The organism is Desulfonauticus autotrophicus (assembly GCF_055381725.1).
The window spans coordinates 1,582,713-1,608,060 of the sequence record NZ_AP042395.1; the positions used below are offsets into that span (position 1 = coordinate 1,582,713).

General features: G+C 41.0%; 22 protein-coding genes, 4 tRNA genes and 3 pseudogenes. 18 read left to right on the plus strand and 11 right to left on the minus strand.

Features of this window, described 5'->3' with window-relative positions:
* Positions 1-2: 2 nt before the first annotated feature.
* From lgt to ACZ42F_RS09040, 7 genes are read left to right on the plus strand one after another with little or no spacing between them, the layout of a single operon-like run.
* Entirely contained in the window at positions 3-1,220 is a 1,218-nt protein-coding gene (gene lgt / locus ACZ42F_RS09010; protein ID WP_464278734.1) for a prolipoprotein diacylglyceryl transferase, read from the plus strand.
* A gap of 5 nt (positions 1,221-1,225) precedes the next feature.
* Positions 1,226-1,441 (plus strand): PLD nuclease N-terminal domain-containing protein, encoded by a 216-nt coding sequence (locus ACZ42F_RS09015; protein WP_029969520.1) that lies wholly within the window; start codon positions 1,226-1,228, stop codon positions 1,439-1,441.
* 30 nt (positions 1,442-1,471) lie between these two features.
* Positions 1,472-2,284: a tol-pal system protein YbgF gene (gene ybgF / locus ACZ42F_RS09020; RefSeq protein WP_464278735.1), complete on the plus strand. Its 813-nt coding sequence runs from the start codon at positions 1,472-1,474 to the stop codon at positions 2,282-2,284.
* 4 nt (positions 2,285-2,288) lie between these two features.
* Positions 2,289-2,741, plus strand: coding sequence for an NIL domain-containing protein (locus ACZ42F_RS09025; RefSeq protein ID WP_464278736.1), 453 nt, complete (start codon positions 2,289-2,291; stop codon positions 2,739-2,741).
* Positions 2,742-2,744: 3 nt separating this feature from the next.
* Positions 2,745-3,272, plus strand: a complete 528-nt coding sequence (locus ACZ42F_RS09030) for a PilZ domain-containing protein (RefSeq protein WP_464278737.1) — start codon at positions 2,745-2,747, stop codon at positions 3,270-3,272.
* A complete protein-coding gene (locus tag ACZ42F_RS09035; RefSeq protein WP_464278738.1) occupies positions 3,256-3,969 on the plus strand; it encodes a sensor histidine kinase in 714 nt (237 codons plus the stop codon). Before ACZ42F_RS09030 ends, ACZ42F_RS09035 begins: the two co-directional genes overlap by 17 nt.
* 10 nt (positions 3,970-3,979) lie before the next feature.
* Positions 3,980-4,696, plus strand: a complete 717-nt coding sequence (locus ACZ42F_RS09040; protein WP_464278739.1) for a protein phosphatase CheZ — start codon at positions 3,980-3,982, stop codon at positions 4,694-4,696.
* Between the two features lie 99 nt (positions 4,697-4,795).
* Here the strand turns inward: ACZ42F_RS09040 and ACZ42F_RS09045 are convergent.
* Together ACZ42F_RS09045 and ACZ42F_RS09050 are read right to left on the minus strand one after the other, a co-directional pair.
* Positions 4,796-4,871, minus strand: a tRNA-Glu gene (locus ACZ42F_RS09045).
* A 7-nt stretch (positions 4,872-4,878) separates the two neighbouring features.
* Positions 4,879-4,954, minus strand: a tRNA-Lys gene (locus ACZ42F_RS09050).
* Positions 4,955-5,382: 428 nt separating this feature from the next.
* Here ACZ42F_RS09050 and groES point away from each other — a divergent pair.
* From groES to ACZ42F_RS09090, 8 genes are all read left to right on the plus strand, one after another.
* Positions 5,383-5,670, plus strand: a complete 288-nt coding sequence (groES, locus tag ACZ42F_RS09055; RefSeq protein ID WP_029969802.1) for a co-chaperone GroES — start codon at positions 5,383-5,385, stop codon at positions 5,668-5,670.
* 31 nt (positions 5,671-5,701) lie between these two features.
* Positions 5,702-7,333, plus strand: a complete 1,632-nt coding sequence (groL, locus tag ACZ42F_RS09060; RefSeq protein WP_464278740.1) for a chaperonin GroEL — start codon at positions 5,702-5,704, stop codon at positions 7,331-7,333.
* Positions 7,334-7,449: 116 nt separating this feature from the next.
* A complete protein-coding gene (locus ACZ42F_RS09065; protein WP_464278741.1) occupies positions 7,450-9,990 on the plus strand; it encodes a cobyric acid synthase in 2,541 nt (846 codons plus the stop codon).
* 12 nt (positions 9,991-10,002) lie between these two features.
* Entirely contained in the window at positions 10,003-11,421 is a 1,419-nt protein-coding gene (locus ACZ42F_RS09070) for an aspartate ammonia-lyase (RefSeq protein WP_464278742.1), read from the plus strand.
* 150 nt (positions 11,422-11,571) lie between these two features.
* Positions 11,572-12,987, plus strand: a complete 1,416-nt coding sequence (locus tag ACZ42F_RS09075; RefSeq protein ID WP_464278743.1) for a glutamate decarboxylase — start codon at positions 11,572-11,574, stop codon at positions 12,985-12,987.
* A 33-nt stretch (positions 12,988-13,020) separates the two neighbouring features.
* Complete coding sequence (locus ACZ42F_RS09080) at positions 13,021-14,502, plus strand: amino acid permease (protein WP_464278744.1); 1,482 nt, start codon at positions 13,021-13,023, stop codon at positions 14,500-14,502.
* A 227-nt stretch (positions 14,503-14,729) separates the two neighbouring features.
* Positions 14,730-14,804, plus strand: a tRNA-Thr gene (locus tag ACZ42F_RS09085).
* A gap of 206 nt (positions 14,805-15,010) precedes the next feature.
* Positions 15,011-15,487, plus strand: coding sequence for a MarR family winged helix-turn-helix transcriptional regulator (locus tag ACZ42F_RS09090; RefSeq protein WP_464278745.1), 477 nt, complete (start codon positions 15,011-15,013; stop codon positions 15,485-15,487).
* Positions 15,488-15,521: 34 nt separating this feature from the next.
* Here the strand turns inward: ACZ42F_RS09090 and ACZ42F_RS09095 are convergent, their stop codons facing one another.
* The 9 genes and pseudogenes from ACZ42F_RS09095 to ACZ42F_RS09135 form a co-directional block, all read right to left on the minus strand.
* Positions 15,522-16,370 (minus strand): AsmA family protein, encoded by an 849-nt coding sequence (locus tag ACZ42F_RS09095; RefSeq protein ID WP_464278746.1) that lies wholly within the window; start codon positions 16,368-16,370, stop codon positions 15,522-15,524.
* 102 nt (positions 16,371-16,472) lie between these two features.
* Positions 16,473-18,910, minus strand: a pseudogene (gene lon / locus ACZ42F_RS09100) (endopeptidase La).
* Positions 18,911-18,940: 30 nt separating this feature from the next.
* Positions 18,941-20,191, minus strand: coding sequence for an ATP-dependent Clp protease ATP-binding subunit ClpX (clpX, locus tag ACZ42F_RS09105; RefSeq protein WP_464278747.1), 1,251 nt, complete (start codon positions 20,189-20,191; stop codon positions 18,941-18,943).
* 8 nt (positions 20,192-20,199) lie between these two features.
* A pseudogene (gene clpP, locus ACZ42F_RS09110) lies at positions 20,200-20,795 on the minus strand (ATP-dependent Clp endopeptidase proteolytic subunit ClpP).
* A 134-nt stretch (positions 20,796-20,929) separates the two neighbouring features.
* The gene (tig, locus tag ACZ42F_RS09115; RefSeq protein WP_029968468.1) at positions 20,930-22,267 is read right to left on the minus strand and encodes a trigger factor; all 1,338 of its coding nucleotides are present in this window, start codon (positions 22,265-22,267) and stop codon (positions 20,930-20,932) included.
* A 26-nt stretch (positions 22,268-22,293) separates the two neighbouring features.
* A tRNA-Leu gene (locus ACZ42F_RS09120) sits at positions 22,294-22,377 on the minus strand.
* Between the two features lie 274 nt (positions 22,378-22,651).
* Positions 22,652-23,170 (minus strand): Spy/CpxP family protein refolding chaperone, encoded by a 519-nt coding sequence (locus ACZ42F_RS09125; RefSeq protein ID WP_464278748.1) that lies wholly within the window; start codon positions 23,168-23,170, stop codon positions 22,652-22,654.
* 115 nt (positions 23,171-23,285) lie between these two features.
* A complete protein-coding gene (locus ACZ42F_RS09130) occupies positions 23,286-23,429 on the minus strand; it encodes an SHOCT domain-containing protein (protein WP_464280244.1) in 144 nt (47 codons plus the stop codon).
* Entirely contained in the window at positions 23,417-23,587 is a 171-nt protein-coding gene (locus ACZ42F_RS09135) for a hypothetical protein (RefSeq protein ID WP_464278749.1), read from the minus strand. The genes ACZ42F_RS09130 and ACZ42F_RS09135 overlap by 13 nt, the downstream gene beginning before the upstream one ends.
* A 179-nt stretch (positions 23,588-23,766) precedes the next feature.
* On the opposite strand from ACZ42F_RS09135, the gene hemB reads away from it, so the two are divergent.
* From hemB to ACZ42F_RS09150, 3 genes and pseudogenes are all read left to right on the plus strand, one after another.
* On the plus strand, positions 23,767-24,735 hold the full coding sequence (gene hemB / locus ACZ42F_RS09140; protein ID WP_464278750.1) for a porphobilinogen synthase: 969 nt from the start codon (positions 23,767-23,769) through the stop codon (positions 24,733-24,735).
* On the plus strand, positions 24,726-25,187 hold the full coding sequence (locus tag ACZ42F_RS09145; protein ID WP_464278751.1) for a hypothetical protein: 462 nt from the start codon (positions 24,726-24,728) through the stop codon (positions 25,185-25,187). The genes hemB and ACZ42F_RS09145 overlap by 10 nt, the downstream gene beginning before the upstream one ends.
* A pseudogene (locus tag ACZ42F_RS09150) lies at positions 25,157-25,270 on the plus strand (c-type heme family protein); the annotation flags it as partial. The gene ACZ42F_RS09145 and the pseudogene ACZ42F_RS09150, both read left to right, overlap by 31 nt.
* Positions 25,271-25,348 lie beyond the last annotated feature (78 nt).

The following is a 25,348-nucleotide window of genomic DNA, read 5'->3' on the forward strand; positions in this document are numbered from 1 at the left end:
TTATGAACAAATACAAACTAGCCTTTAGTCTAGCCGGAATAGTTTTACTTCTGGACCAGATAACCAAAGTCTGGATTAGTAAAACCATTCCTCTCTGGGAAGAAAAGGTGATTATCCCTGGATTCTTTAACCTGGTGCATATCCTGAATAAAGGTGCTGCCTTTGGTTTTCTCAATCGGGCAGATATTTCCTGGCAGACCTATTTTTTTATTGGAGCTTCTGCGCTGGCTATAGTGCTTATATTTCACCTACTAAAAACTGTGGAAAGACAGGACTATTATCTTTTTACAGGTTTAGGGCTTATTCTGGGTGGAGCACTGGGCAATCTGATAGACCGCATCAGAATAGGTAAGGTAATAGATTTCCTGGATTTTTATATCAAACAATATCATTGGCCAGCCTTTAATGTGGCAGATATTGCTATTTTTTGCGGAACCATGAGTTTAATTATTTCTTTTTACAAAAGGAAAAAAGTGCATCCCGTTTTAATTAAGCTTGGACCTTTTACTATCTATACTTATGGTTTTTTTATTGCTGCAGCTATTTTAATGGCTCTGGCCTTTACCAGCCTGGAAGCTAAAAAAAGGGGGTTAAACCCCAAGCTTACCTCTGAGCTGGGGTTTTATGCCCTCATAGGCGCTTTACTGGGAGCAAGGCTCTTTTTTGTGCTTTTAAACTTTAACTATTTTTTAAAACATCCTGTGGAAATCCTGATGTTCTGGAAGGGTGGTCTGGTCTTTTTGGGTGGAGCTCTGGGCGCAACCCTTAGCTCCTACTTCTTTTTTAAACGCTATAAACAACCCCTTTTACCCTGGGCAGATGCTTTGGCTCCAGGCATTGCTCTGGGCCAGGCCATTGGGCGCTGGGGCTGTTTTTTTGCTGGATGTTGTTATGGCAAACCAACCCATGTACCCTGGAGCATCACCTTTACCAACCCAGACTCTCTGGCTCCCCTTTTTGTCCCCCTTCACCCCACTCAAATCTATCACTCTCTAGCCGGGTTTATCACCTTTGGCCTGCTTTTGCTGAGCAAAAAATGGTTTAAAAAGGACGGTCAAATTTTTGCCCTTTTGTTGATTCTTTATGCTATTTTTCGTTTTGGAATTGAATTTTTGCGTGGAGATTATAGAGGAGAAATTCTTTTTTTAAGTGCAACCCAGGTAATTGCTTTGCTTGTTTTCTTTCTTGGGTTATTCCTATTACTTAGAAAAAAGGAGTAAACTAAATGTTTGGCATACCTGCAGATAAGCTTTTTTACGTACTTCCACTTCTACTCATTCCCATTTTACCCAATCTCTGGTCTATTTGGCATATTTTTCGCTCAGATTTTAAAACACCCCAGGAAAAGATGGCCTGGCTGGCAGGAAGTGTGTTTATTCCAGTCTTAGGAGGACTTGTGTATGTGTTTTGGGGAAGGAAAAGAGCTAAAAAAGTTTGGTAAATTTTTACTTGTCCTAAATCTCTTTTTCTTTTGGCTTGTGCCAGTCAAAAAGACCTGGATAGTTTGCGTCTGGCGTTATACACCCAGCAGCAGGAAAACCAGCAATTAAAGCAAGAAGTTGTAAACCTGCAAACTAAACTACAAGAAATCACTGCCACCTTGCAGCAAAAAATAGAGCAAAGCGCCACACCAGTGCGCAGTGCCCAGGCCAATCTGTGGGCAGAAATTGAAAGCTTGCGTAAAAGTCTAGCTTCCTTAAGTGGGGAAATAGACGAGATAAAATACTCTTTGGACAAAGATAAGGAGTCCTCTCAAAACCTCCTGGAGCAAACCCAAGAACTGCAAAACAAAGTGGCCAAACTAGAAGGCCTGGTAGCTGCTTTGGAAAGCAATCTGGGCTTAAATCTAGAAAAACCCACCTCTTCCTCCTCAAAAGCCCAAACTCCAGCCCTACTCAAGACCTCTTCTCCAGAAGAGCTCTATCAACAGGCCCTTAATGCCTTTTACCAGAGAAAATACGACCTGGCTCAAACCCTTTGGGAACAATTTGTCCAGGAATACCCCAAACATAAGCTGGTTTCCAATGCCCTTTTCTGGAAAGGAGAGTGTTTATATCAAAAAGAAGACTACAAAAGGGCCATTCTGGCTTATCAAGAGGTAATAGACAAATATCCCAAGTCCAATAAAACCGCAGCAGCCTACTTAAAAGAAGCCATTTCCTTTGCTCAAATAAAAAGAGAAAAAGCAGCTACTTTACTTTTAAAAGAACTTATTCAAAAATTCCCCAAAACCACAGAAGCTGAAAGGGCCAAGGCCTTTTTGGCTGAACTGGAAAAGGAGTAAAAAAATGCCTGGCTCCAAAAAGTATCCCAGCAAAATAATTAGCTTACACTTTAGCAAAAATGTTTCTAGAAAACCCATGATGTGCACCCTGGCCAGAAAGTTTGACCTTACTTTCAATATCCTAAAGGCCAGAATTACCCCTAAAGAAGAAGGGCATATGATTATTGAGCTCAGCGGTCCAGAGGAAGACTTTCAAAAGGGCCTTTCCTACTTAATGGAGCAGGGAATCACCATCCAGGAAGTTTCTCAAAACATTACCCGGGATGAAGATTCCTGTATGCACTGTGGGATATGTTTAAGTCTGTGTTTACCTCAGGCTCTGTACCTGGAAAAGAATCCAGGCTCATTAAGTTTGACTCCAATAAGTGTACAGCCTGTGGCCGCTGTACCAGGGTATGTCCAGTCAATGCCATGCAGGTGCAAATTGACACCAATGGAGAATAAATCTATAGGATGAGTTATGTCTTCAGAAAATAGAACCTTTTCCAGAGTACCTACCAGGTTAAAAATGTTTTTTAGGTTCACAGAAAAGGACGCCCGTCCTTTGTTTTTGGGTTGTCTGGGATGTGATTTTAAAGATATCTCTTTAGAAAATCTGAATTCTCCCTATTTACCCAAAGAACTCCTGGAATTTCTAAGCAACCTCAACAACAAACTGGATGTAATCCTTTCTCTGCTCAACCAAAATAGCCTTTCCCAGGACTTTCCCTATAAAGGGGAGGTTGTAGAAATAAGTGGAGCAGGCCTAAAATTTTTAAGCCAAGAAAAATTAGAACCAGGCACCCCCATTGAAGTAGCCCTTTCTCTATCCACCTTACCGCCCCTTCTCATTGGCCTGGTAGGAGAAATCTTGCGTCTGGAAGGTGAACAAAATCAAAAATATCTCTATGCCCTGAAATATCTTTTTTTGCGCGATTCAGATCGAGAGCAAATTGTTCAGTTTGTTTTTAAAGAACAAAGAGAGCTTCTACGTGGCAAAAAACTTTGAACCATCTTCTCTAGAAGAACTTCTTCCCTGGCTAAATTTATATGCACAGGCCCTGGCAGGGCAGATGTTTCCAGGATATTTGCACAATTTAAACACTCCCCTGCACTTGCTCAAAATGCAGACCTCCCTGGTCTTGCAAAAACTAGATACAACTACTTCTGCAAAAGATCTCAAAAAACACCTCCAGCAATTACAACTACCAGAAAAAAAGATAAATGAACTGGTCCAAATCATTCAGTATCGAGAAAACTTTAATAGCTTAGAAAAACAGCCCCTGGACTTAAATTCTTTTCTCAACTGGTTGGAAGCTTACTGGCAAAATAACCTTCTCTTTAAACACAATGTGGAACTAAAGGTTGAAAACAAAGTCCTTAATTTTACCACCATTCCTTTACTTTTAAACTTTTCCCTGGAACAAGCCTTGTTAAACGCCCTGGAAGAACTGGAAAAAGAGCCCAAGCAGGTCCAATTTTTCTTAACTATTGAAAAAGAAACGCCTTTTTTAAAGATAATTTTAACTACTCCTACCCTATTAGAGGTAGAAAACGCCTTTGAACCCTTTATAACTTCTAAGAAAAATCATCTGGGCCTGGGTTTAACCCTTGTACAAAAACTGTTGTCTCTATTTCAAGGTAAAGCAGAAATTCTTTCTCAAGAAAATACAACTACTTTGACCCTATTTATACCTCAAGTCTAAGGTGGAAGTCATGGAAGAACTGTATAAAAAAGTTTTAGCGGATTTAAGTAGTAAACTGGAAGGTTCTATTAAAGAAACCATTGCCCAAACTCTGGAAAAGGAAATAAGTCAGGCTTTGACCAAAACCCTTCTGGAAAGTGAATTTTATAAAAATTTAAGTGAAGAACTACGCAGTGGTTTAAAAAATATCTACGAAAATATTGAAGCCACCAAAAAATCTTCCAATGGCCTGTCTCAAAAGGAAGCAGAACACCTTTTTAATGAAACTTCGGACCAACTAGATGCCATTTTGCGCACCACAGAAAAGGCCACCCTGGATATTATGACTGTGGTTGAAAAACATTTAGATCAAATGCCTCAAATTGAAGAAATTTGCAAAAAACTAAAAAAACAAAATTCTCTTACTCCTGAAGAAGGCTTTACCCTTCTGGCCTGGCAAAAAAGCTTAAATCAAGACCTCCTAGCCATCATGACCTCTTTAAGCTTTCAGGATTTAACCGGCCAACGCATCAAAAAAATCGTAGATACTCTAAGAACCATTGAAGAAAAGGTAGTAAATCTCTATCTCAGTTCTGGCTTAAGCATTAAAACCAAAGAAGAACACCCGGAAAAAGACTTTCAGAGCATTAAACAAGAAGCCCAGGTCAAAATGTCTAAACTAAAAGGACCTCAAGAAAAGGTAAAGCAGGAAGATGTGGATGCCTTACTCCAAGAATTGGGGCTCTAATAACATCCAGAGAACTACAAAAGGTCATAAAAAATAATTGGAAAAAACCAAAAAGCCCCTACCAGAAAGTAGGGGCTTATATTTTTATTTCTTAAGGGTTGGCGTCCCCAAGGGGATTTGAACCCCTGTTACCGGCGTGAGAGGCCGGCGTCCTAGGCCACTAGACGATGGGGACAAAAAAATGGTGGGCCGTGCAGGACTCGAACCTGCGACTCTCTGCTTAAAAGGCAGATACTCTACCTACTGAGTTAACGGCCCAACCGAAGAGAAGATACCTCTACTCATTCTCCCATCAACTGTCAACTTTTTTCTAAAAAACTTAACAAAAATAAAAAGAGTTAAGCTTAACAAAGGACTTTTTTTATTGTTTTTACAAATAGTTAAACAAGTTATATTCACATAAATTCCACCAACAAGATTTTAATCTATCCAATTACCTCCTCATTCAACTCCTTTAGATAAAAGGTATTTTAATTATCCTAAAAAAACTCTGGACCTATACTTTTAACTCAATCAACTTTAATTAAAAAATACAAATTAATTCAAGTATTTATTGAAATAAAATTTTTTTTCAAAAAATATTAGCACTCACTCTTGACGAGTGCTAATAGCGTGCTTATATGAGCCACCGTTACAGGTTTTGTCTATAAAAAGCCAATAATAAAAACTCTTAAGGAGGTAGATTCATGAACTTAAAGCCATTGCAAGACAGAGTACTGGTGAAACGTTTGGAAGAAGAAGAGGTTACCAAAGGTGGAATTATCATTCCTGACACTGCCAAAGAAAAGCCCATTAAGGGTGAAGTGGTGGCTGTAGGCCCAGGTAAAACCACTGATGATGGGAAGACCATTCCCATGTCTGTAAAAGTTGGAGACAAAGTGCTTTTCAACAAATACGCCGGCACAGAAGTAAAAATTGAAGGCGTAGAGCACTTGGTAATGAGAGAAGACGACATTTTGGCTATCATTGAGTAATAAAAAAACAAACAATTAAGGAGGAAGCAATATGGGAGCTAAAGTTATAAAATTTGATGTTAATGCTAGAAGCAAGCTAAAAAAAGGTGTGGATATCCTGGCTGAGGCTGTAAAGGTAACCCTTGGACCCAAGGGTAGAAACGTAGTAATTGAAAAGTCTTTTGGTTCTCCAACTATTACCAAAGACGGTGTTACTGTAGCCAAAGAAATTGAATTGGAAGACAAGTTTGAAAACATGGGCGCTCAGATGGTAAAGGAAGTTGCCAGCAAGACTTCTGATATTGCTGGTGATGGTACTACCACTGCTACTGTTTTGGCCCAGGCTATTTTTAATGAAGGTTTAAAATTGGTTGCTGCTGGCCGTAACCCCATGGCCATCAAGCGTGGCATTGACAAGGCAGTAGAAGCCATTGTCAAGGAATTGGAAAAAATTGCCAAACCTACCAGAGACCAAAAGGAAATTGCCCAGGTAGGAACCATTTCTGCTAACAACGATCCTACCATTGGAAACATTATTGCTGAAGCCATGAGCAAGGTAGGTAAGGAAGGCGTTATCACTGTAGAAGAAGCCAAAGGCCTGGAAACTACCCTTGATGTAGTAGAAGGTATGCAGTTCGACCGTGGTTATCTCTCCCCTTACTTTGTAACTGACCCTGAAAAGATGGTTTGCGAATTGGAAGACGCTTATATCCTCATTCACGACAAGAAAATCTCTTCCATGAAAGACCTTTTGCCTGTTTTAGAACAGGTGGCCAAGGTAGGCAGACCTTTACTCATCATTGCTGAGGACATTGAAGGTGAAGCTTTGGCCACTTTGGTAGTGAACAAGTTAAGAGGCACCTTGCAAGTAGCTGCTGTTAAGGCTCCTGGTTTTGGTGAACGCCGTAAAGCCATGCTCCAAGATATTGCCATCTTAACTGGTGGCCAGGTAATTTCTGAGGAACTGGGTGTAAAATTAGAAAATGCTACTCTGGATGACTTGGGTAGAGCTAAGAGAATCATTGTAGATAAGGAAAACACCACTATTGTAGATGGTGCTGGCAAGCCTGAAGATATCAAGGCCAGAATCAAACAAATCAGAGCTGAAATTGAAGAAAGCACCTCTGATTATGATAGAGAAAAATTACAGGAACGTCTGGCTAAAATCGTTGGTGGCGTGGCTGTTATCCATGTAGGTGCTGCCACTGAAACTGAAATGAAAGAAAAGAAAGCCAGAGTAGAAGACGCTCTCAATGCTACTAGGGCTGCTGTAGAAGAAGGCATTGTTCCTGGCGGTGGCGTTGCTCTTATCCGCTGCTTAAAGGCTCTGGACAATGTAAAACCAGCTGATGATGATGAAGCTGCTGGTATTGAAGTAGTACGCAAAGCTGCCCAGGCTCCTTTGTTCCAGATCTGTAAAAACGCTGGTTATGAAGGCGCTGTAGTTATTGAAAAAGTAAAATCCATGAAAGATGGCGAAGGCTTCAATGCTGCTACTGGTGAATACGAAGACCTGTACAAGGCTGGAGTAATTGATCCCAAAAAAGTTACTCGTATTGCCTTACAAAACGCAGCTTCTGTAGCTTCTCTCCTACTTACCACTGAAGCTGCTATTGCTGAAAAACCAGAAGAAAAGAAAGATACTCCTTCAATGCCTGGTGGTGGCATGGGTGGAATGTACTAATCCACTTTTCTTTCCTTCTAAAAAAAGCAAAGGGCCGTCTTTCAGGGCGGCCCTTTTTTATTGCGAAAAAAAGCCAATACCCTTACAAAGAAATCAAAGTTAAGAAGGGAGACTTGATGCAAGATTTAGAACATGGCGGCAATATCTGGGAAGCTGCCCAAAAGCTAAACACTTCTCCAGAAAACATCCTGGACTTCTCAGCCAGTTTAAACCCCTTAGGCCCTCCTCCCTGGTTAAACCAAGTCTTGCTCCAGACCTTGTCTTCCAGTCTGGCCTATCCTGACCCCAACTATACTCTGTTAAGAGAGCAAGCTGCTAAATATTACGGGGTAAAACCAGAAAATATTTTTCCCTTAAATGGCTCTTCTGAACTATTTCCCTTTCTAGGCCCTTTAATTGACCTTAAAGATGCACTTATCCTGCAACCCAGTTATCTGGAATACAAACTCTGGGCAACCAGACATAAGTTAAACCTAAAGGAAATTTTCCTTTCTCCTGCCAATAACTTTACCTACCCCTGGGCAGAAATAGAAAAGGTTTTGGCCCAAAAACCCCACCTGGTCTTCCTGGCTCACCCCAACAATCCCACGGGGAGCTTGCTTTCTCAGGTCAAGCTAAAAGAACTCGTCCACAAGTTTCCCAAAAGTTTTTTTATCGTGGATATGGCCTTTTGGGATTTTCTGGAGTCAAAACATAAATACCTACCCTTTATTGCTCCCAACCTTCTTTTTCTTTATTCCCTGACCAAGATTTTAAGTACCCCAGGGATAAGAATTGGTTTTGCCCTAAGTAGCACTGAATTCATTTCTGCGCTCCAGCAAAATCTTCCCACCTGGTCAGTTAGTACCTTGGCCCAAGAATTAGCCCTAGCCTATTTTAAACATCCACTGTGGATAGAAAAAACCAGAAAAACCCTTGAGGAATTAAAAACTACTTTTTTATCCCAACTCCAGGAGTTTTCCTGGCAAATCCATAGCACTCCTGCCAACTTCCTGCTTCTATCCACTCCCAGGGCCCAGGAATTTAGACAATACCTTTTTCAAAACAGGGTATTGGTAAGAAAAGGAGATAATTTTCCGGGTCTTGGGCCTGACTTTTTAAGAATAGCCATTAGACCTTTAAAGGAACAACAGAGATTTTTAGACCTGGCCAGGCATTTTTTTAAAAAATCCCGGTCTTTTTCTCCAAGCACAAACAAGGCCAGAGCCTTAATGGTCCAGGGCACAGCCTCCAATGCAGGAAAGTCTTTGCTGGTAGCTGCTCTAGGACGCCTTTTGGCCCGCAGAGGCATAAGGGTTGCACCCTTTAAAGCTCAAAACATGGCCTTAAATTCCTTTGTTACCCAGGAGGGTCTGGAAATGGGCAGGGCCCAGGTACTGCAAGCCCAGGCCTGTTTTTTAGAGCCCAAGGCTATAATGAACCCCATCTTATTAAAGCCTTCCTCTGAAACAGGCGCGCAGGTTATTGTGCGTGGAAAGCCCCTGGGCAACTTTTCTGTAGAAGAATACATTGCCTACAAGCCTAAGGCTTTTGAAGTAGTAAAAGAGTGTTTTCAGCAATTGCAAAAAGACTACGACCTTGTTCTCATAGAAGGAGCAGGTAGCCCGGTAGAAATCAATTTAAAAGAACACGACATTGTGAACATGAAAATGGCCCTTTATGCCAGCGCACCTGTACTTTTAGTGGGAGACATAAACTTGGGCGGTATTTTTGCCTCTTTTGTGGGCACCTATAGTTTACTTTCCCCTGAAGAGCAAAAAACCATCTTAGGGTTTGTCATTAATAAGTTTAGAGGAGATAAAAGTTTGCTCCAACCTGGACTGGCCACTCTCCACCAAATCACCCGTAAACCCACTCTGGGCATAATTCCCTACTTTGACTTTAACTTACCAGAAGAGGATTCCGTAAGTTTTAAAGCCCAAAGCAATGCTTCTGGATCCAAAGAACTGCGCATAGGTATCCTGGATTTGCCTCATATTTCCAATTTTACAGATTTTACCCCCTTAAAAGAAGAACCAGATGTCCAACTGCTCATCATTAGAACTCCTGAAGAGATAAAGGAATTAGACGCTCTTATCCTTCCTGGTAGCAAAAATGTCTTTACAGACCTTAACTACTTAAAAACCAAAGGCTTTGCGACCAAAATCCTAGAATTTCAAACACAAATGGAGATAGTTGGTATTTGTGGTGGCTATCAGATGCTGGGCCTGGAAATAGAAGATAGATATTTTTTAGAAGGAAAAGGAAGTATTAAGGGACTGGGCCTTTTGCCTTTAAAAAGTTCTCTGTCTCTTCAAAAGGAACTAACCCAAAGCAAGGCCACCTATTTGCCCCAGCCTTTAACCGTCCAGGGGTATGAAATCCATCATGGTCAGACCACTCCAGTAAAAAAACTCATCCCGCTCTTCCAGGATAGCAAGCAAAAAATACTGGGATATAAACACCTTTCTCTTAACATCTGGGGGACTTATCTCCATGGCCTTTTTGACAATGATGGATTTAGACATTTTTGGTTAAACAGGTTAAGAAAGGCCAAGGGCCTTGGTCCTTTAAACAATAGGCCCTCTTTTGATTTGAACTGGAAGCTGGATAAACTAGCTGATTTAGTAGAAAAAAACATGAACCTGGACTATATCTTAAAACACCTTGGCTACTAAAAGGAGAGTGCCATGAAATTTAGAGAAGAAAAGGATAGCTTGGGTTCAAGGAAAGTACCTGCCAGTGCCTATTATGGAGTACAAACAGTAAGGGCTCTGGAAAATTTTCAGGTCACTGGCATTCCCATAAGCCACTATTATCGCCTCCTAGACGCCTTGGCTTTTATCAAGGAAGCTGCAGCTCTGGTTAACTTTGAACTGGGATTGCTTTCTGAAGAACTCATGCACGCAATTGTTGTTGCCTGCCAGCAAATCAGAACTGGCAAGTTTAATGACCAGTTTCTGGTGGATGTAATTCAGGGTGGAGCTGGCACTTCCATCAATATGAATATGAACGAAGTAATTGCCAATATTGGCCTGGAAATACTTGGGAAAAACAAAGGAGAATACAAGTACTTACATCCCAACAACCATGTAAACCTCTCCCAATCCACCAATGATGTCTATCCCACGGCCATAAGACTTGCTGCCATCTGGTATGGCCAAGAACTGGCCCAGTCCCTTGAGGAACTAAAGGAAAGTTTCTTAGCCAAGGGAGAAGAATTCAAAGACATCTTAAAAATGGGTAGAACTCAGCTCCAGGATGCTGTGCCCATTACTTTGGGCCAGGAATTCACTGCCTATGGCATTACCATTGGAGAAGATATTGAGCGCTTACAAGAGGCCCTAACTTTACTGCAGGAAATAAACCTAGGTGGAACAGCCATTGGCACAGGCATAAACACCCTTCCAGAATACGCACCCAAGGTGGTAGAAAAATTAAGGGAACTTACAGGACTTCCCCTAAAACTCTCTCCCAACCTGATTGAAGCAACCAGTGATACTGGCGCCCTGGTCCAACTTTCTGGGATTCTAAAACGCATTGCTGTAAAAATATCCAAAATATGCAACGATTTAAGATTACTTTCTTCTGGTCCTTTTGCTGGTTTTAGGGAAATCAACCTTCCTCCAGTCCAGCCTGGCTCTTCCATTATGCCGGGCAAAGTAAATCCTGTTATTCCTGAAATGATGAACCAGATTTGCTACCAGGTCATTGGCAATGACCTGACCATTACCATTGCAGCTGAAGCTGGACAACTGGAGCTAAATGTCTTTGAGCCCATTATGTCTTTTAACCTTTTTCAATCCATGGAAATGCTCAAAAAAGGTAGCATTATCTTTAGAGAAAAGTGTATCCAGGGTATCACTGCCAATAAAGAACATTGTCTGGAAATGGTTAAAAAATCCAGCGGATTAGCTACAGCCCTGGTGCCCTGCCTGGGCTATGAACTGGCAGCCCAGATTGCCAAAGAAGCTCAACAAAAAAACAAACCCATTTATGAACTGGTTTTGGAAAAGGGCTTACTTACAGAAAAAGAACTGGAAGACCTTTTAGACCCCCAACAAATGACCTGTCCCAGGCCTTTAAATTTAAAAGGTAAAAAGTATTAAAAATATAACAGTATAAAAACTTTCCTATACCTTCCCTATAACTCTCCTGCTCAAAAAAACAAAAAAACTTTGCCAAACCTTGGGGAAAAGAGTAGCCTTTAAAGTAATATTTTTAACAACTACAAGATACTCTTTAAAGGAGCAGAGCCTATGCCTATTCATTTCAAAAAAGATATCCTAGAGGAATTAACTGCAGATATCTATGGCTGTACAGAAGTAAATCTTTCTGTACCCAAGTATCGTTTTCCTCAAAAGCAACTAAGGCCAGATGTAGCCTATAGTCTGGTGCGGGATGAATTAATTTTGGACGGCAATGCCAGACAAAACTTAGCCACCTTTTGTCAAACCTGGGTAGAAGATGAAGTTCACCAGCTAATGGACCTGGCTATAGATAAAAACATGATTGACAAAGATGAGTACCCTTCCACTGCTGAAAGGGAAAAGAGATGTGTGCATATGCTGGCAGACCTCTGGAATTCCCCCCAGGCCGCTAAAACCCTGGGATGCTCTACTACCGGCTCCAGCGAAGCAGCTATGCTGGGAGGTCTGGCCTTAAAATGGAAATGGCGCAAGGCCAGAGAAAAGGCCAACAAGCCAGCAGATAAGCCCAACCTAATCACTGGTCCAGTTCAGGTCTGCTGGCATAAGTTTGCCCGCTATTTTGACGTGGAATTAAGAGAAATTCCCATGGAAAAGGACAGATTCTGCATGAATCCAGAAGAGGTGTTAAAAAGGGTGGATGAAAATACCATTGGAGTGGTCTGCACCTTTGGACTGACCTTTACCGGTCAATATGAACCTGTCCTGGAAATAGCCAGGGCCCTGGATAAACTGGAAAAGGATACAGGTCTAAACATCCCCATCCATGTGGATGCTGCTTCAGGAGGATTTTTAGCTCCCTTTGTAGAGCCAGACTTACTCTGGGATTTTCGCATTCCCCGCGTTCGCTCCATCAATGCCTCTGGCCATAAGTATGGGCTTGCCCCGTTAGGTGTGGGCTGGATAATCTGGCATGACGCCAGTGACTTACCTGAAGAACTAATTTTTTGGGTAAACTATCTGGGCGGGAAAATGCCCACCTTTGCTTTAAACTTCTCCAGGCCAGCAGGCCAGATAATCGCCCAATACTACAACTTCCTAAGGTTGGGCCGAGAAGGCTATAGATGCATTCAACAAAATTGTTACCAGGTAGCCCAGTATCTGGCTAAAGAAATCGCCAAACTTGGTCCCTTTGACCTAATCTTTGATGGAGATAGCTCCAGAGGTATTCCAGTTGTCTCCTGGCGCATAAAAGAAGGGGAAAATCCTGGCTATACTTTATTTGAACTTTCTGACCGCCTGCGCACCAGAGGCTGGCAGGTACCTGCCTATACCCTTCCTCCCAAGGCCACAGATATAGCTATCATGCGCATAGTGGTAAGGCATGGCTTTTCTCTGGACCTGGCAGAAATGCTTTTAGAAGACTTTAGACGCTCTTTAGACTATCTGCAAAAACATCCTGTTAGCACACCCGTACAAGCAGAAGAAGGAGCAAGTTTTAACCACCATGCCTGGCCTGGTAAATGAAAAAAATAAGTTTAACCCCATAGGAGGATAAAAGTGAGTTCTTCTAAACCTTCTCCAAACCAGAAAAAAGAAAAATCCTTAGGAGTGATTGCTCTTGGGCTGATGACCGCAGCAGGTGTGGTGACCAGTATTCGCGGCATGGCCATGACTGCCAAAGAGGAAATGACCATGTTCATTTATTTGGGATTTGCAACCCTGTTTTTTCTTATTCCAGCAGCCCTGGTTTCAGCTGAATTGGGTGGACTTTTTGCCAAACGCCAGGGAGGAGTTTTTGTTTGGATTGGAGAAGCCTTTGGCAATCGCTGGGGATTTCTGGCCATCTGGTTGCAATGGATACAAAATGTGGTCTGGTATCCAGTAACCCTTACCTTTGGTGCAGTAGCTGTAGCCTATGCTCTGGGACGGCCTGATTTAGCTGGCAATCACTACTATATCGGACTCTTCTGTATCCTGGTCTATTGGCTGGCCACTCTGGTAGCCTTTGGCGGAGTAGAAAGCTTTGCCAAGCTCTCCAACTGGGGGTTTATCCTGGGCACTGTAATTCCAGGAATTATTCTCTTTGTTCTTTTTCTCTACTGGATAAGCACAGGACATCCTCTGGGCTGGGAACAAATTAGCGACCCGGCCTTAGAACACGCTGGACATCCCAGATTCTGGCCAGAAATCCATGGTTTTGGCACCATTGCCTTTTTAGGAGGAATTTTACTCCTCTTTGCAGGTATAGAAGTACAGGGAGTACATGTCCTGGATATGGAAAACCCGGGCAAACAATTCCCCTTAGCCATTGCCCTGGGAGCCCTTGTTTCTCTATTCTTATACATTCTGGGCTCCATACCTATTGCTGCCATTTTACCCTATGAAAAGATTGACCTGACCAAAGCTATTTTCCTCACCTTTGAAGCAATAATCAAAGATATCTGGCACCTGGATTGGCTGCTAAAACTTTTATCTCTCTTTGTGGCTTTTGGAGTAATGGGAGGTGTGTTTGCCTGGATAGCTAGCCCCAGCAGAGGCCTGCTAGCCACAGCAGAAGCAGGAGAACTGCCGCCTATCTTACAAAAAACCAATAAAAAAGAGATGCCTGTCCCCATACTTATCATTCAGGGCATCATTGTTACCATTATTTCTAGCCTGTACTTTTTTATGAAACATGTGGAAGTAGGATTCTTCCTCATTTCTGCTATGACCATTTCCCTCTATCTAATCATGTACATGCTCATGTATGCCAGTGTAATTAAGCTGCGCTACACTCAACCTCACCTTCCCAGGCCCTTTAAACTGCCTGGCGGAAAACTGGGGCTGTGGCTTATTGCGGGCACAGGCTTTGTAGCCATGCTTTTCAGCTTTGTGGTGGCTTTTTTCCCACCCAGCCAACTTCCTGTAGGCTCTCCTCTCTTTTATACTTTCTTGGTCATCCTTAGCACTATCTTCTTTAGCAGCATTCCCTTACTTATCCATGCCAAACGCAAACCTGAATGGAAAAAAAGTAAACTCAACCACTCTAAAGACTATTAAAAGGGGGCCTTTTAAGACGCCCCCAATTATCCCAGGACACCTGGGACAACTGCCAGATAGAACAAAACAAATCTTTTCTATGAGTTTTTTATTATTCCCCCAAAATGGTTGCTCCCTAAAAAGGTTAAGGTGAAGTGTATTCTGGGTGCAAAATGTGTTTATTTTTAATTTCTTAAGAATATTTTTTCCTTGCAATTTTTCCTTAACTTCCTAAAAATTAAGCAAATGCCGGGATAGCTCAGTGGTAGAGCAGCTGATTCGTAATCAGCAGGCCGTGGGTTCAAATCCCATTCCCGGCTCCAGTAAAAATAAGGCTTACCTAATTATATAATTTTTAAATCCTACCCCCATACGCCACTAAATTATCAGGCAAATCCCTATGGTTCAAAGTGAAGCCTGAGGAACTCAATCCTTATCAATTTCTCTTTTCCATCTAAAAGCTCGTTTAAAAGTTTAAATAGAACAAACTTATCTTGACTTTAGTTAAAAAAAAGTCCAAAAGATTTTTATGAACAAAGAACAAGAAGATTTGGAAGTTCAGACCCAAAAATTTCAAGATTTGTTGCAAAAGATTTCTACCTGCTGTCAAAAACGCCAGGATTATGAGGCCGGACGTTTTGAGCTACCTTATGCAGAGGCCCAGTGTTTGCTGGCCATTGCCAGTTTAGAACCTGTTCCTTTAAAAAAACTTACCAAGACTTTAGATATTAGCAAAGGTAGAGTTACTCGTCTGGTGCAGGGCTTAATCAATAAAGACCTGGTCTCCTATACCTCTGACCCCAAGGATGCCAGGTTAAAGAAATGTTTTGTAACCAAGAGGGGAAAAGAACAAATCGAGAAAATCTTACACTTTCGACACGAACTCCACAAAAAAATTCTCTTACAAATCTCACCCCAGGCACGCCAACAGCTTCTTGTTTCTCTGCAGAATCTCCAGGAAATAATGGATAAGGTAAGAAAAGAATTAAGAGAAGGCCAGGCTTAACTTTGACCTTCTCTTCTACCTCAAAACCATTCTATTATTTTTGACCAGGCAAAAAGTTTTTAAACTGACCTTCTAATTCTTCAGGTTTAAAATCCTTCTTAAAATCTTTTACCTGTTGCTCTACCTTTTCCTGATTTAAATTGCCCTTCTTTAACGCTTCTAAATTTTCTTTTACCTGTTCCCCCACTTTATTTAATTTCTCTGTTAATTGCTTTACTGCAGGGCCTATACCAGGAATAACCTTATTAATTATTTCTTCACTAATTCTAGCCATTACATCTTTAGCGCTTTTCCCTTTACCACCCAGGTTAGTTAAACGAATCTCATCTATGAGCACCTGACTCTTTTGTTGTCCAAAATCAGCCAACACCACATCCACATTAGCCTTTTTAATCACCAGTTCCTTAATTAAAATACTCTTTTCAGACTTTGATTCTACACTTTTTTCTTTGGTTTCTTCTTTTACTTCTTCCTTTACTTCCTTTTCCTTTCCTTTCTCCATATTGTTAATAAAAGTTTTTAAGTTGTCCTGCTTCCCTTTTAGTTCATAAGTAAAACTGGGGCTATCAATATAAATCTTTTCTATAACTATCAAATCCTTAAGTAGAGAAAGTGGCTCTAAGTCCAACTCAAATTCTTTTACCTTAAAAAGATAGGGACTGCTAAAGCCTTTAGGATTGCCAATGACAAAATTATAAAGTTTTCCCTGGCCTGAAAACAAAGATATTTTGGCTTTATCCAGGTCAACACTGGTTTTGGTTACTTCAGGACCTACCTGTTTTATGCCCTGCTCTACTATAGTGTTTAAGTTAAAATAGGCCAGCAATAAAATAATAATAAACAAGAAAACTACAGAACCCAATAAAATAAGTATCTTTTTCATACCCCTTCCTCCTTTTTTGTTCTGTAGACTTAAAATAAAAACCAAAAAAAAGCCAGACTTTTTTAAAAAGCCTGGCTACTTTAATAAATCTATTTTTTTAAACTATTGTTGAGTGGAGGAACGGAATTCTTCCTTTAGGAGTTTTTGAGTAAGAGAAAGACAGTTGTTAGTTCCACAAAATAGACTTTCTTTGTCAGCTCCCACTAAAGCCAGGGGTAAAACTTCATCCATATGTTTTACAGGAGTAATCTCCAACCCCTTTAAAACCTCTTGAGGAACTTCTTCCAAATCCTTCTGATTATCCCAGGGAATAAGCACTTCTTTTATTTCTGACCTCTTGGCTGCCAGTAACTTTTCCCTTAATCCTCCAATGGGTAAAACCCTACCTCTTAAAGTAATCTCTCCGGTCATGGCCAGATCATTTCGCACAGGCAGATTCAAGAGTGCAGAAATCAAACTGGTAGTCAAAGTAATACCAGCAGAAGGACCATCTTTAGGGGTTGCAGCTTCTGGGACATGGATATGGACATCTATTTCCTTGTAAAAATCAGGCTTCAAACCAAAGACCTCCGAACGAGAACGCACATAACTTAAAGCTGCTCTGGCACTTTCCTGCATCACTTCACCCAGCTTACCTGTAATCTCTAATTTTCCACTTCCAGGCATAATGGTAGCTTCTACCAATAAGATTTCTCCACCCAATTCAGTCCAGGCCAGTCCCACCGTAACTCCTACCAGAGGTTGTTCTTCCCTATCGCTTCTTTTTACCTTGGGAACTCCCAGGTAGCTACCAAGATTATTTTTAGAGATAGTAATTTCCCTGGTCTCTTTTTCACTGACCAGCTTTTTGGCTACCTTGCGGCAAATAGAAGCAATCTCCCTCTCCAGATTTCTAACTCCAGCCTCTCTGGTATAATGACGGATAATCTCTTCTATAGCTCCGTCAGAGATGCGCAACCTGGACTCTTCCAGGCCAGTAGCCTTTAATTGCTTGGGCAAAAGAAAATAACGGGCAATCTTCTTTTCTCTGTTTCCAGGTACCCGGGTAGTTTAATAATTTCCATTCTATCCTGCAAAGGCAAGGGAATGGTATGTAAACTATTGGCAGTAGTGATAAAAAAGATATTAGACAAATCATAATCCAGGTCTAAGTAGTGGTCATTAAAGGCATAATTTTGCTCAGGGTCCAAAACTTCCAACAGGGCTGCAGCAGGGTCGCCTCTAAAGTCAGCACTCATCTTGTCCACTTCATCCAAACAAAAAACTGGATTATTGTATTGAACCTTTTTTAAGCTCTGAATAATTTTTCCAGGCAAAGCTCCCACATAAGTACGCCTATGCCCTCTTATTTCAGCTTCATCCCGAACTCCACCTAAGGAAAGGCGTACAAATTCTCTTTGCATAGCTCTGGCTACAGACTTGGCCAGGGAAGTCTTACCTACCCCAGGAGGTCCTACCAGACACAATATGGGACCCTTTACTTTACCTGCCAACTTTTGCACTGCCAGGTATTCTAAAATCCTTTCTTTGGGTTTTTCCAGGCCATAATGGTCTTCATCCAGAATTCTGGCTGCGTCTTCCAGGTCAATATCTGTATCTTTAAGCTCATTCCAGGGCAAAGCCAAAATCCAGTCAATATAATTATAACTTACGGTATATTCTGCAGAATTGGTGGGAGTAATTTTTAATTTCTTTAGCTCTTCCAGAGCCCTTTTCTTGGCTTCTTCAGGCATATTTTTGGCTTCAATTTTTTCTTCCAGCTTATCCAATTCTGCCTTGGGGTCCACATCCCTGCCCATTTCCTTGTGAATGGCCTTAAGTTGTTCAGAGAGATAGTATTCCCTCTGATTCTTTTCCATCTGCTTTTTGACTCTATTTTTGATTCTCTGCTCTAAAGAATAAATCTCTATCTCACCCTGAAGGTAGCCATAGACCTTTTCCAGTCTCTGCAGGGGATTGGCCAATTCCAGGACTTCTTGTTTTTCAGGAAACTTCACATTCAGGTGAGGTAAAATCCCATCAGCTAAAAAGGCAGGGTCCTTTAAAGAAGATAGACTGAGCAAGGACTCTTTGGCCATCTTGGGATTTAATTGAGCAAACTCTTCTAAAGATTCCTGCACCAAACGAATCAGAGCTTCTGCTTCACTTTTGTCATAATCACTATCTGGATAGCTGGTCACTCTTGCTCGAAAATAATCTCCCTGAAGCAAAGTAGCCTTATCTAAGCGTGCCCTATAAATACCTTCAAAGAGCACCTTGTTGGTACCATCAGGCAACTTAAAGACCTGTAAAATGCGGCTAACACAACCCACTTCATACAAATCATCTTTGTCAGGGTCTTCTATTTCAGGGTCTTTTTGCGTGACCAAAAAAATCCTTTTATCAAAATCAGCCAAAGCTGCATCTATAGCTTTCATGGACTTTTCTCTGCCCACAAAAAGAGGAACTATGGCCTTGGGGAACATTACCACTTCCCGCAAGGTCATTACAGGTAAAATCTCCTCTTCTGGAGCAAAGTAAAGCAATTTTTTTTCTTCCATACAAAATCACCTCGTAACTAAAAGTAGCTTTTAAGCACTTTTAGTTTCTTCGTCATAAATTATAATCGGCTCTAAACCGTTCTCTACCACGGCCTTATTGACCACACACTCTTTAACATCTTTAAGAGAAGGTAGTTTGTACATTACATCCAGCATCAAACGCTCCAAAACACTTCTTAGCCCTCTGGCCCCGGTTTTATTGGCATAGGCCTTCTGGGCTATAGCCTTTAAGGCATTGGTGGTAAAACGCAATTTTACTCCATCTAATTCAAAAAGTTTTTGATATTGCTTTACCAGGGCATTCTTGGGCTCTACCAGGATACGCACCAGATCTTCTTCTGTAAGCTCCTGTAAGGCTGTAATCACTGGAATCCTGCCTACAAACTCAGGAATAAGCCCAAAACGAATTAAGTCCTCAGGAGAAACCTGGGTTAGGAGTTCATCAGTAGTGTAGTCCCTTCTCGAAATCCTGGCTCCAAATCCCAGGGCCGTACCAGCAATTCTTTGCTGCACAATCTTTTCCAGGCCAATAAAAGCACCTCCCATAATAAACAAAATATTGGAGGTATCTATGCGAATAAACTCCTGTTGAGGGTGTTTGCGCCCACCTTTAGGTGGAATATTGGCCACAGTACCTTCAATAATTTTGAGCAAAGCCTGTTGTACTCCTTCTCCAGAAACATCTCTGGTAATAGAGGGGTTGTCACCTTTCCGACCAATCTTATCTATTTCATCGATGTATACTATTCCCTTAGAAGCAGCAGCAACATCATAATCAGCATTTTGCACCAGCTGGACCAGAATATTTTCCACATCCTCGCCCACATATCCTGCTTCTGTTAAAGTGGTCGCATCAGCAATGGCAAAGGGCACCTTTAAAATTCTGGCCAGAGTTTTGGCCAAAAGGGTTTTTCCAGAACCAGTGGGACCGATAAGCAAAATATTGGACTTATCTAGCTCTACTTCCTCTCCTTCCAGTTTCTGATCTGCATACCGAATTCGCTTATAGTGATTATAAACAGCTACAGAGAGAATTTTCTTGGCTTGCTCCTGGCCAATAACATAACCATCCAGGGCTTTTTTAATCTCTTCTGGAGATAAGAGCTCATGCTCATCAAAAGCAACCTTACTTTCCTCCTGCGAGATAATCTCTCCACACAGGGCAACACACTCATTACAAATATATACATCAGGGCCAGCAATAAGCCTTTCTACTTCCTCCTGATTCTTCCCACAAAATGAACACTTAATCCCTTTTAAATAATCCTTTGTCTTGTTCATAAAAACCTCTATTTAATGTCTTCTCTGGAAACCAGGACCTTATCAATAAGGCCATATTCCACTGCTTCTTCTGCTCCCATATAAAAATCTCTATCGGTATCTTTTTCCACTTTCTTGATATCAGCTCCAGTATGTTTGGCCAAAATTTCATTTAAAATACTCTTCAAACGAATAATTTCTCTGGCTTGAATGTCAATGTCCGTAGCCTGTCCCTGAAATCCACCCATGGGCTGATAAATAAGAATCCTGCTGTGGGGAAGGGCATAACGCATTCCCTTTTCTCCTGCAGCCAACAAAATAGCGGCCATACTGGCAGCCTGACCAATGCAAACCGTAGCCACAGGAGCAGAAATATACTGCATGGTATCATAAATGGCCAGACCAGCAGTCACTGAACCGCCAGGAGAATTAATATAAAAATTAATCTCTTTTTCTGGATTTTCTGATTCCAAAAACAAAAGCTGGGCACAGATGAGATTGGCCACTCTATCGTCAATAGGAGTACCCAGTAAAATAATTCTGTCCTTTAAAAGTCGAGAAAAATATCATAGGCTCGTTCACCCCTGCCTGTAGTTTCAATAACCATGGGAATGGTATAAGACATAGAAAACTCCTTTTATTTTTAAATTTCTAGGTAAAAAGATAATCTTTTTTTACAGGTTTGACTAGACCCTGTTTTCACGCAGAAAGGGAAGGACAAAAAGCAAAAAGGGGGCTTAAAGCCCCCTTTTCCCACGCTTATTTTTCTTCTTCTTGTTTATCCTGAGGGCTGTCTTCTTCTTTTGCCTTGGGAGGTACCAAGGTCACTTCTGCCTCTGAATAGATAAGCTCCATGGCCTTGTCAGCTAAAATCTTATCCTTAAGCGCAATCATCAGGTTATTTTTCTCATAAAACTCCCACACTGCATCAAAGGTCTGGCCAGAATAGGTGGCTATTTTTTGAATTTCTGCTTCCATTTCGCTTTGATCTACTGTGAGGTTCTCCTGCTGGGCAATAGCCAACAACAAAATCTCAGACTTGGCAATATCCTCAGCTTCAGCCCTATATTCCTCTTTTAAATCCTCCAGGGTCTTGCCTGTGGATTCCAGGCTTTTACCCTGTCTTTCCAGCCTATCTATGTATTTTCTAATTTTTTGTTCTAAATGAAACTCCACCAAAGAAGGAGGCAATTCAAATTCCACCTTTTCCTTAAGGTCATCCAAAAGTTTTTTCTGAGCCACACTCTTATTTAGTTCCTTGCGGGTGGCAGTATAGGACTTTCTAATGGAGTCCTTTAATTCTTCTAAGTTTTTGAAGTTTCCAGCCTTTCGGGCAAAACCATCATCTAAAGCAGGCAATTTCTTTTCCTTAACAGCGTGTAAGGTTACCTGCATTTTAATAGTCTTACCGGCCAAATCTTTGTTAATAAAATCTTCAGGCAAGGCAACTTCACCTTCGCCGGTTTGTCCGGACTTAAGGCCATAGATAATCTTTTCAAAGTCTTCTAAAGCCTGACCTTCTCCTAACACCAATTGAAAATTGGTAGCTGCAATCCCTTCTAAAGGCTTATCCCCATCAAAGGCCTTAAAATCAACCACCACTGCCTCTCCAGGCTTGGGCTCTCTATCTTCATCAATAACCACAAATTCAGCCATTCTCTCCTGCAGTCTCTTGATTACAGCTTCAACCTCTTCTTCCTCTACAACCACTTCCTCTTCTTCTACCTTAAGCCCCTTATATTCTGGCAGTTCAAACTGAGGAGCAACTTCAAAGCTAAAAGAATAGCTAAAGTCTTCTCCCTTTTTAAACTCTCCAGCATCCACATCAATGCGAGAAAGAGGAGCAATTTTTAACTCATTTAAAATTTCATTTATATGTAAATTAATAAGGTCTGTCTGAGCTTCATTATAAATCTGCTTTTTAAATCTGCTCTCTATAACCGAAGCAGGCACTTTACCTTTTCTAAATCCTTTTAAATCCACATCTCTGCGATAAAGGGCAATAGTTGCCCCCAAGGCTGCATTTACTTCTTCCGCAGGTACCTGAACCTTTACCTTTCTCTTAACAGCAGAGACTTCTTCCACTTGATATTCCATAACTTAAAAAACCTCCTTAAAATGACTGGTGCGAGAGGGGGGACTCGAACCCCCACGGACAAGCCGCTGGATCCTAAGTCCAGTGCGTCTACCAATTCCGCCACTCTCGCAAAAGAGAAAATTTCATTTAATCTGCACCCAAGCTGGTTGTCAACTAAAGATTGGGCTTTTTCTTGATTTTTAGTTGTTCTGGCTTGAGTTAAATAAGAGACTTTAACAGAAATTAACTAGTTGGGGACAAAAAAGAAATTTATTTGACTTCAAAGGAGAATTAAAAACTTAAATAGCCAGGGAAGTTGCCTGCTTCCTCTTGCTATTTATTTTCCAAAAGGAAAATAAAAGCTCAGAGGGCTTAAACCTCTCTGAGCTTTTTCAATTTTCACTTCACTTATTTGTAGTAAGCTCTTTTTGCAACTCTTTTCTAAACTCTATCTGCTTTTTCAACAGTTCAGCTCTAAGTTCAGCAATTTTCTTATTCAGCTTTTCAATTTTCTTAACATCAGGATTGTTCTTAAACAATTCTGCATTAAGCTCTGTTTGAACACTCCAGAGTTCCTGGTTTAAGGGATAAACCTGGTTATGAAACTTCTGTCTCAACTCAAAGAACTTTTGTTGTTGTTCTGGGCTATAATTAAATCCACCGTACATCATGCCAGGCCCCATACCGTAACCACCAAACATCATACCAGGTCCAGGGCAGTGACCTCTACCATAACCGCCAAACATCATACCCGGCCCCATACCATAATACCCTGGTCCAACTTCATCTCCATCTTGCTCATAGCCGTACATCATACCAGGCCCCATGCCATAGCCATAATATCCTGGCCCCCTAAAGGCAAAAGCAGAAGCTACTAAAGCCAAAGTTAAAACCAGTGCTCCTAAACTAAACCACCTTTTCATAAAAAGCCTCCTTTTTTAAATTTCAGATGTCGTTCTCAGTTATACAGTTAACATGCCAAAGATAAAAAACTATTCATTTTAGATGGTTACACGAAGTATGCTTTTATTTCCAGAATTAAAAAGTGCAAATTATCGCACTTATTTTCTCTCTAAAGGTGCAAAAAGTGCAACCACTTTTAAGACAACAAATCTTTCTTTTTTCTTCAAATTCCTGCTTATCTATTTCACCTCGAGCGTATCTTTCTTTTAAAATTTCCAGAGGAGTTTTTCTTTACCAGGATACTCCCCTGGCCTCCCAGCACTCTGCCTAATTAAGACCCATATAAGCCCAATCACCAGGATGAGAAAAATTAGCATACCCCAGCCCATGCCAAACCCCATCCCATAGGGATGATAACCATAACCAAATCCAGCCATTTGAAGCCTCCTTTTTATTTTCTCATATAAAATTCCTTCAAAAAAAATCAATAAAAATAAAAACAAGTTATAAAAAAGAGAAAGGAAAAGGGAGTTGTCCTTTATTTAATTTTCTGCCATGGAAAAGGGAAAAAGATAGCTTTTCTTAACTTAAAAACAATTCAATCTAGGAGTGTATTATGGGCTTTTTTAGAGGAAGAAGACTTAGAAGAACTACTGCTCTCAGGGAAATAATAGCTGAAACCAGACTACACCCTGAAGACCTGGTGCAACCTTATTTTGTGGTGGAAACAGAAGACAGTTCCTTTTGCCAGGAAATAAGTTCCATGCCTGGACAATATCAACTCTCTTTACCAAAACTCAAGGAAAAAGTGGGACAAGCAGTAGAAGCAGGACTTAAGAGTCTTATTCTCTTTGGGATTCCTGCTCACAAGGATGAAGTTGCCAGCGAGGCCTATAATCCAGATGGAATCATCCAAAAAAGCGTCAAGACCCTAAAAGAAGCCTATCCAGAACTAATAATCATCACAGATGTTTGTCTCTGTGAGTATACTTCACATGGGCATTGCGGGATTATTAAAGACAAATATGTGCAAAACGACTCCACTTTAGAGCTTCTGGCCAAAACAGCCCTTTCCCATGCTCAAGCTGGAGCAGACATTGTAGCCCCTTCGGATATGATGGACGGCAGGGTAAAGGCCATTAGAAAGGCCCTTGATAAAAAGGGATTTGTAGAAACGCCTATTATGTCCTATGCGGTCAAATACGCCTCTTCCTTTTATGGTCCTTTTCGAGAAGCAGCTGAAAGCGCTCCCCAGTTTGGAGACAGAAAATCCTATCAAATGGACCCCAGGAATTCTTTAGAGGCCTTGCGGGAAGCTAAGGCAGATATCAAAGAAGGAGCAGATATCCTTATGGTAAAGCCTGCTTTACCATACCTGGATATCCTTCGCCTCTTAAAAGACAACTTTGCCTATCCCCTGGCAGCCTACCAGGTAAGTGGAGAATATGCTCAAATCAAAGCAGCTGTTCAAAAGGGCTGGTTAGATGAAAAAAGCGTAGTACTGGAAAGCCTAATCGCTATAAAACGGGCAGGAGCAGAACTTATTTTATCCTATTTTACAGAACAAGTTTTAAAATGGATTTAAAACCAGAGTTTAATCCCAAAGTATTTATACCCTTCTTTCTTTTAGTCTGGATAGTTGGCTTTGGCTCTTATTCCTATGTGGAGATTACCTCTATCCCTAAACAAAATATACAAAGAGCCAAAGAAATTGGCGAAACCACGGCCAAATTGGTTCTGCTTATGCGCAAGTGGAATGCCCAAAAGGGAGGAGTATATGTTGAAGCAAGCCCAAATACTCCTCCTAACCCTTACCTTAAAACCCCTGATAGAGACATTCAGACCCAAAACAAATTCTTAACTAAAGTAAATCCTTCCTACATGGTCAAACAACTATCTGAGTTAAGTTATAAACAAGAAAAAGTTAAATTCAAAATGCTAGGAACTCATCCTCTAAATCCAGATAATTTACCCAAGGGCAAAGAAAAAGCCTGGGTAAATTCTTTATTAAAAACAAAGAATCCCCTCTTTTTCTAGAAAAAAAAGAAAAGCAGGACTTTTTTTACTATCTTTACCCCTTAAAAGCTGAAAAAGAGTGTTTAACCTGTCATAATAAGCTGGACAGTGAACACCAGCACCAGGTGGGAGAAACCCTGGGAGCTCTGCTTATTAACTTTCCCTTCCAACGCCTCTCCATT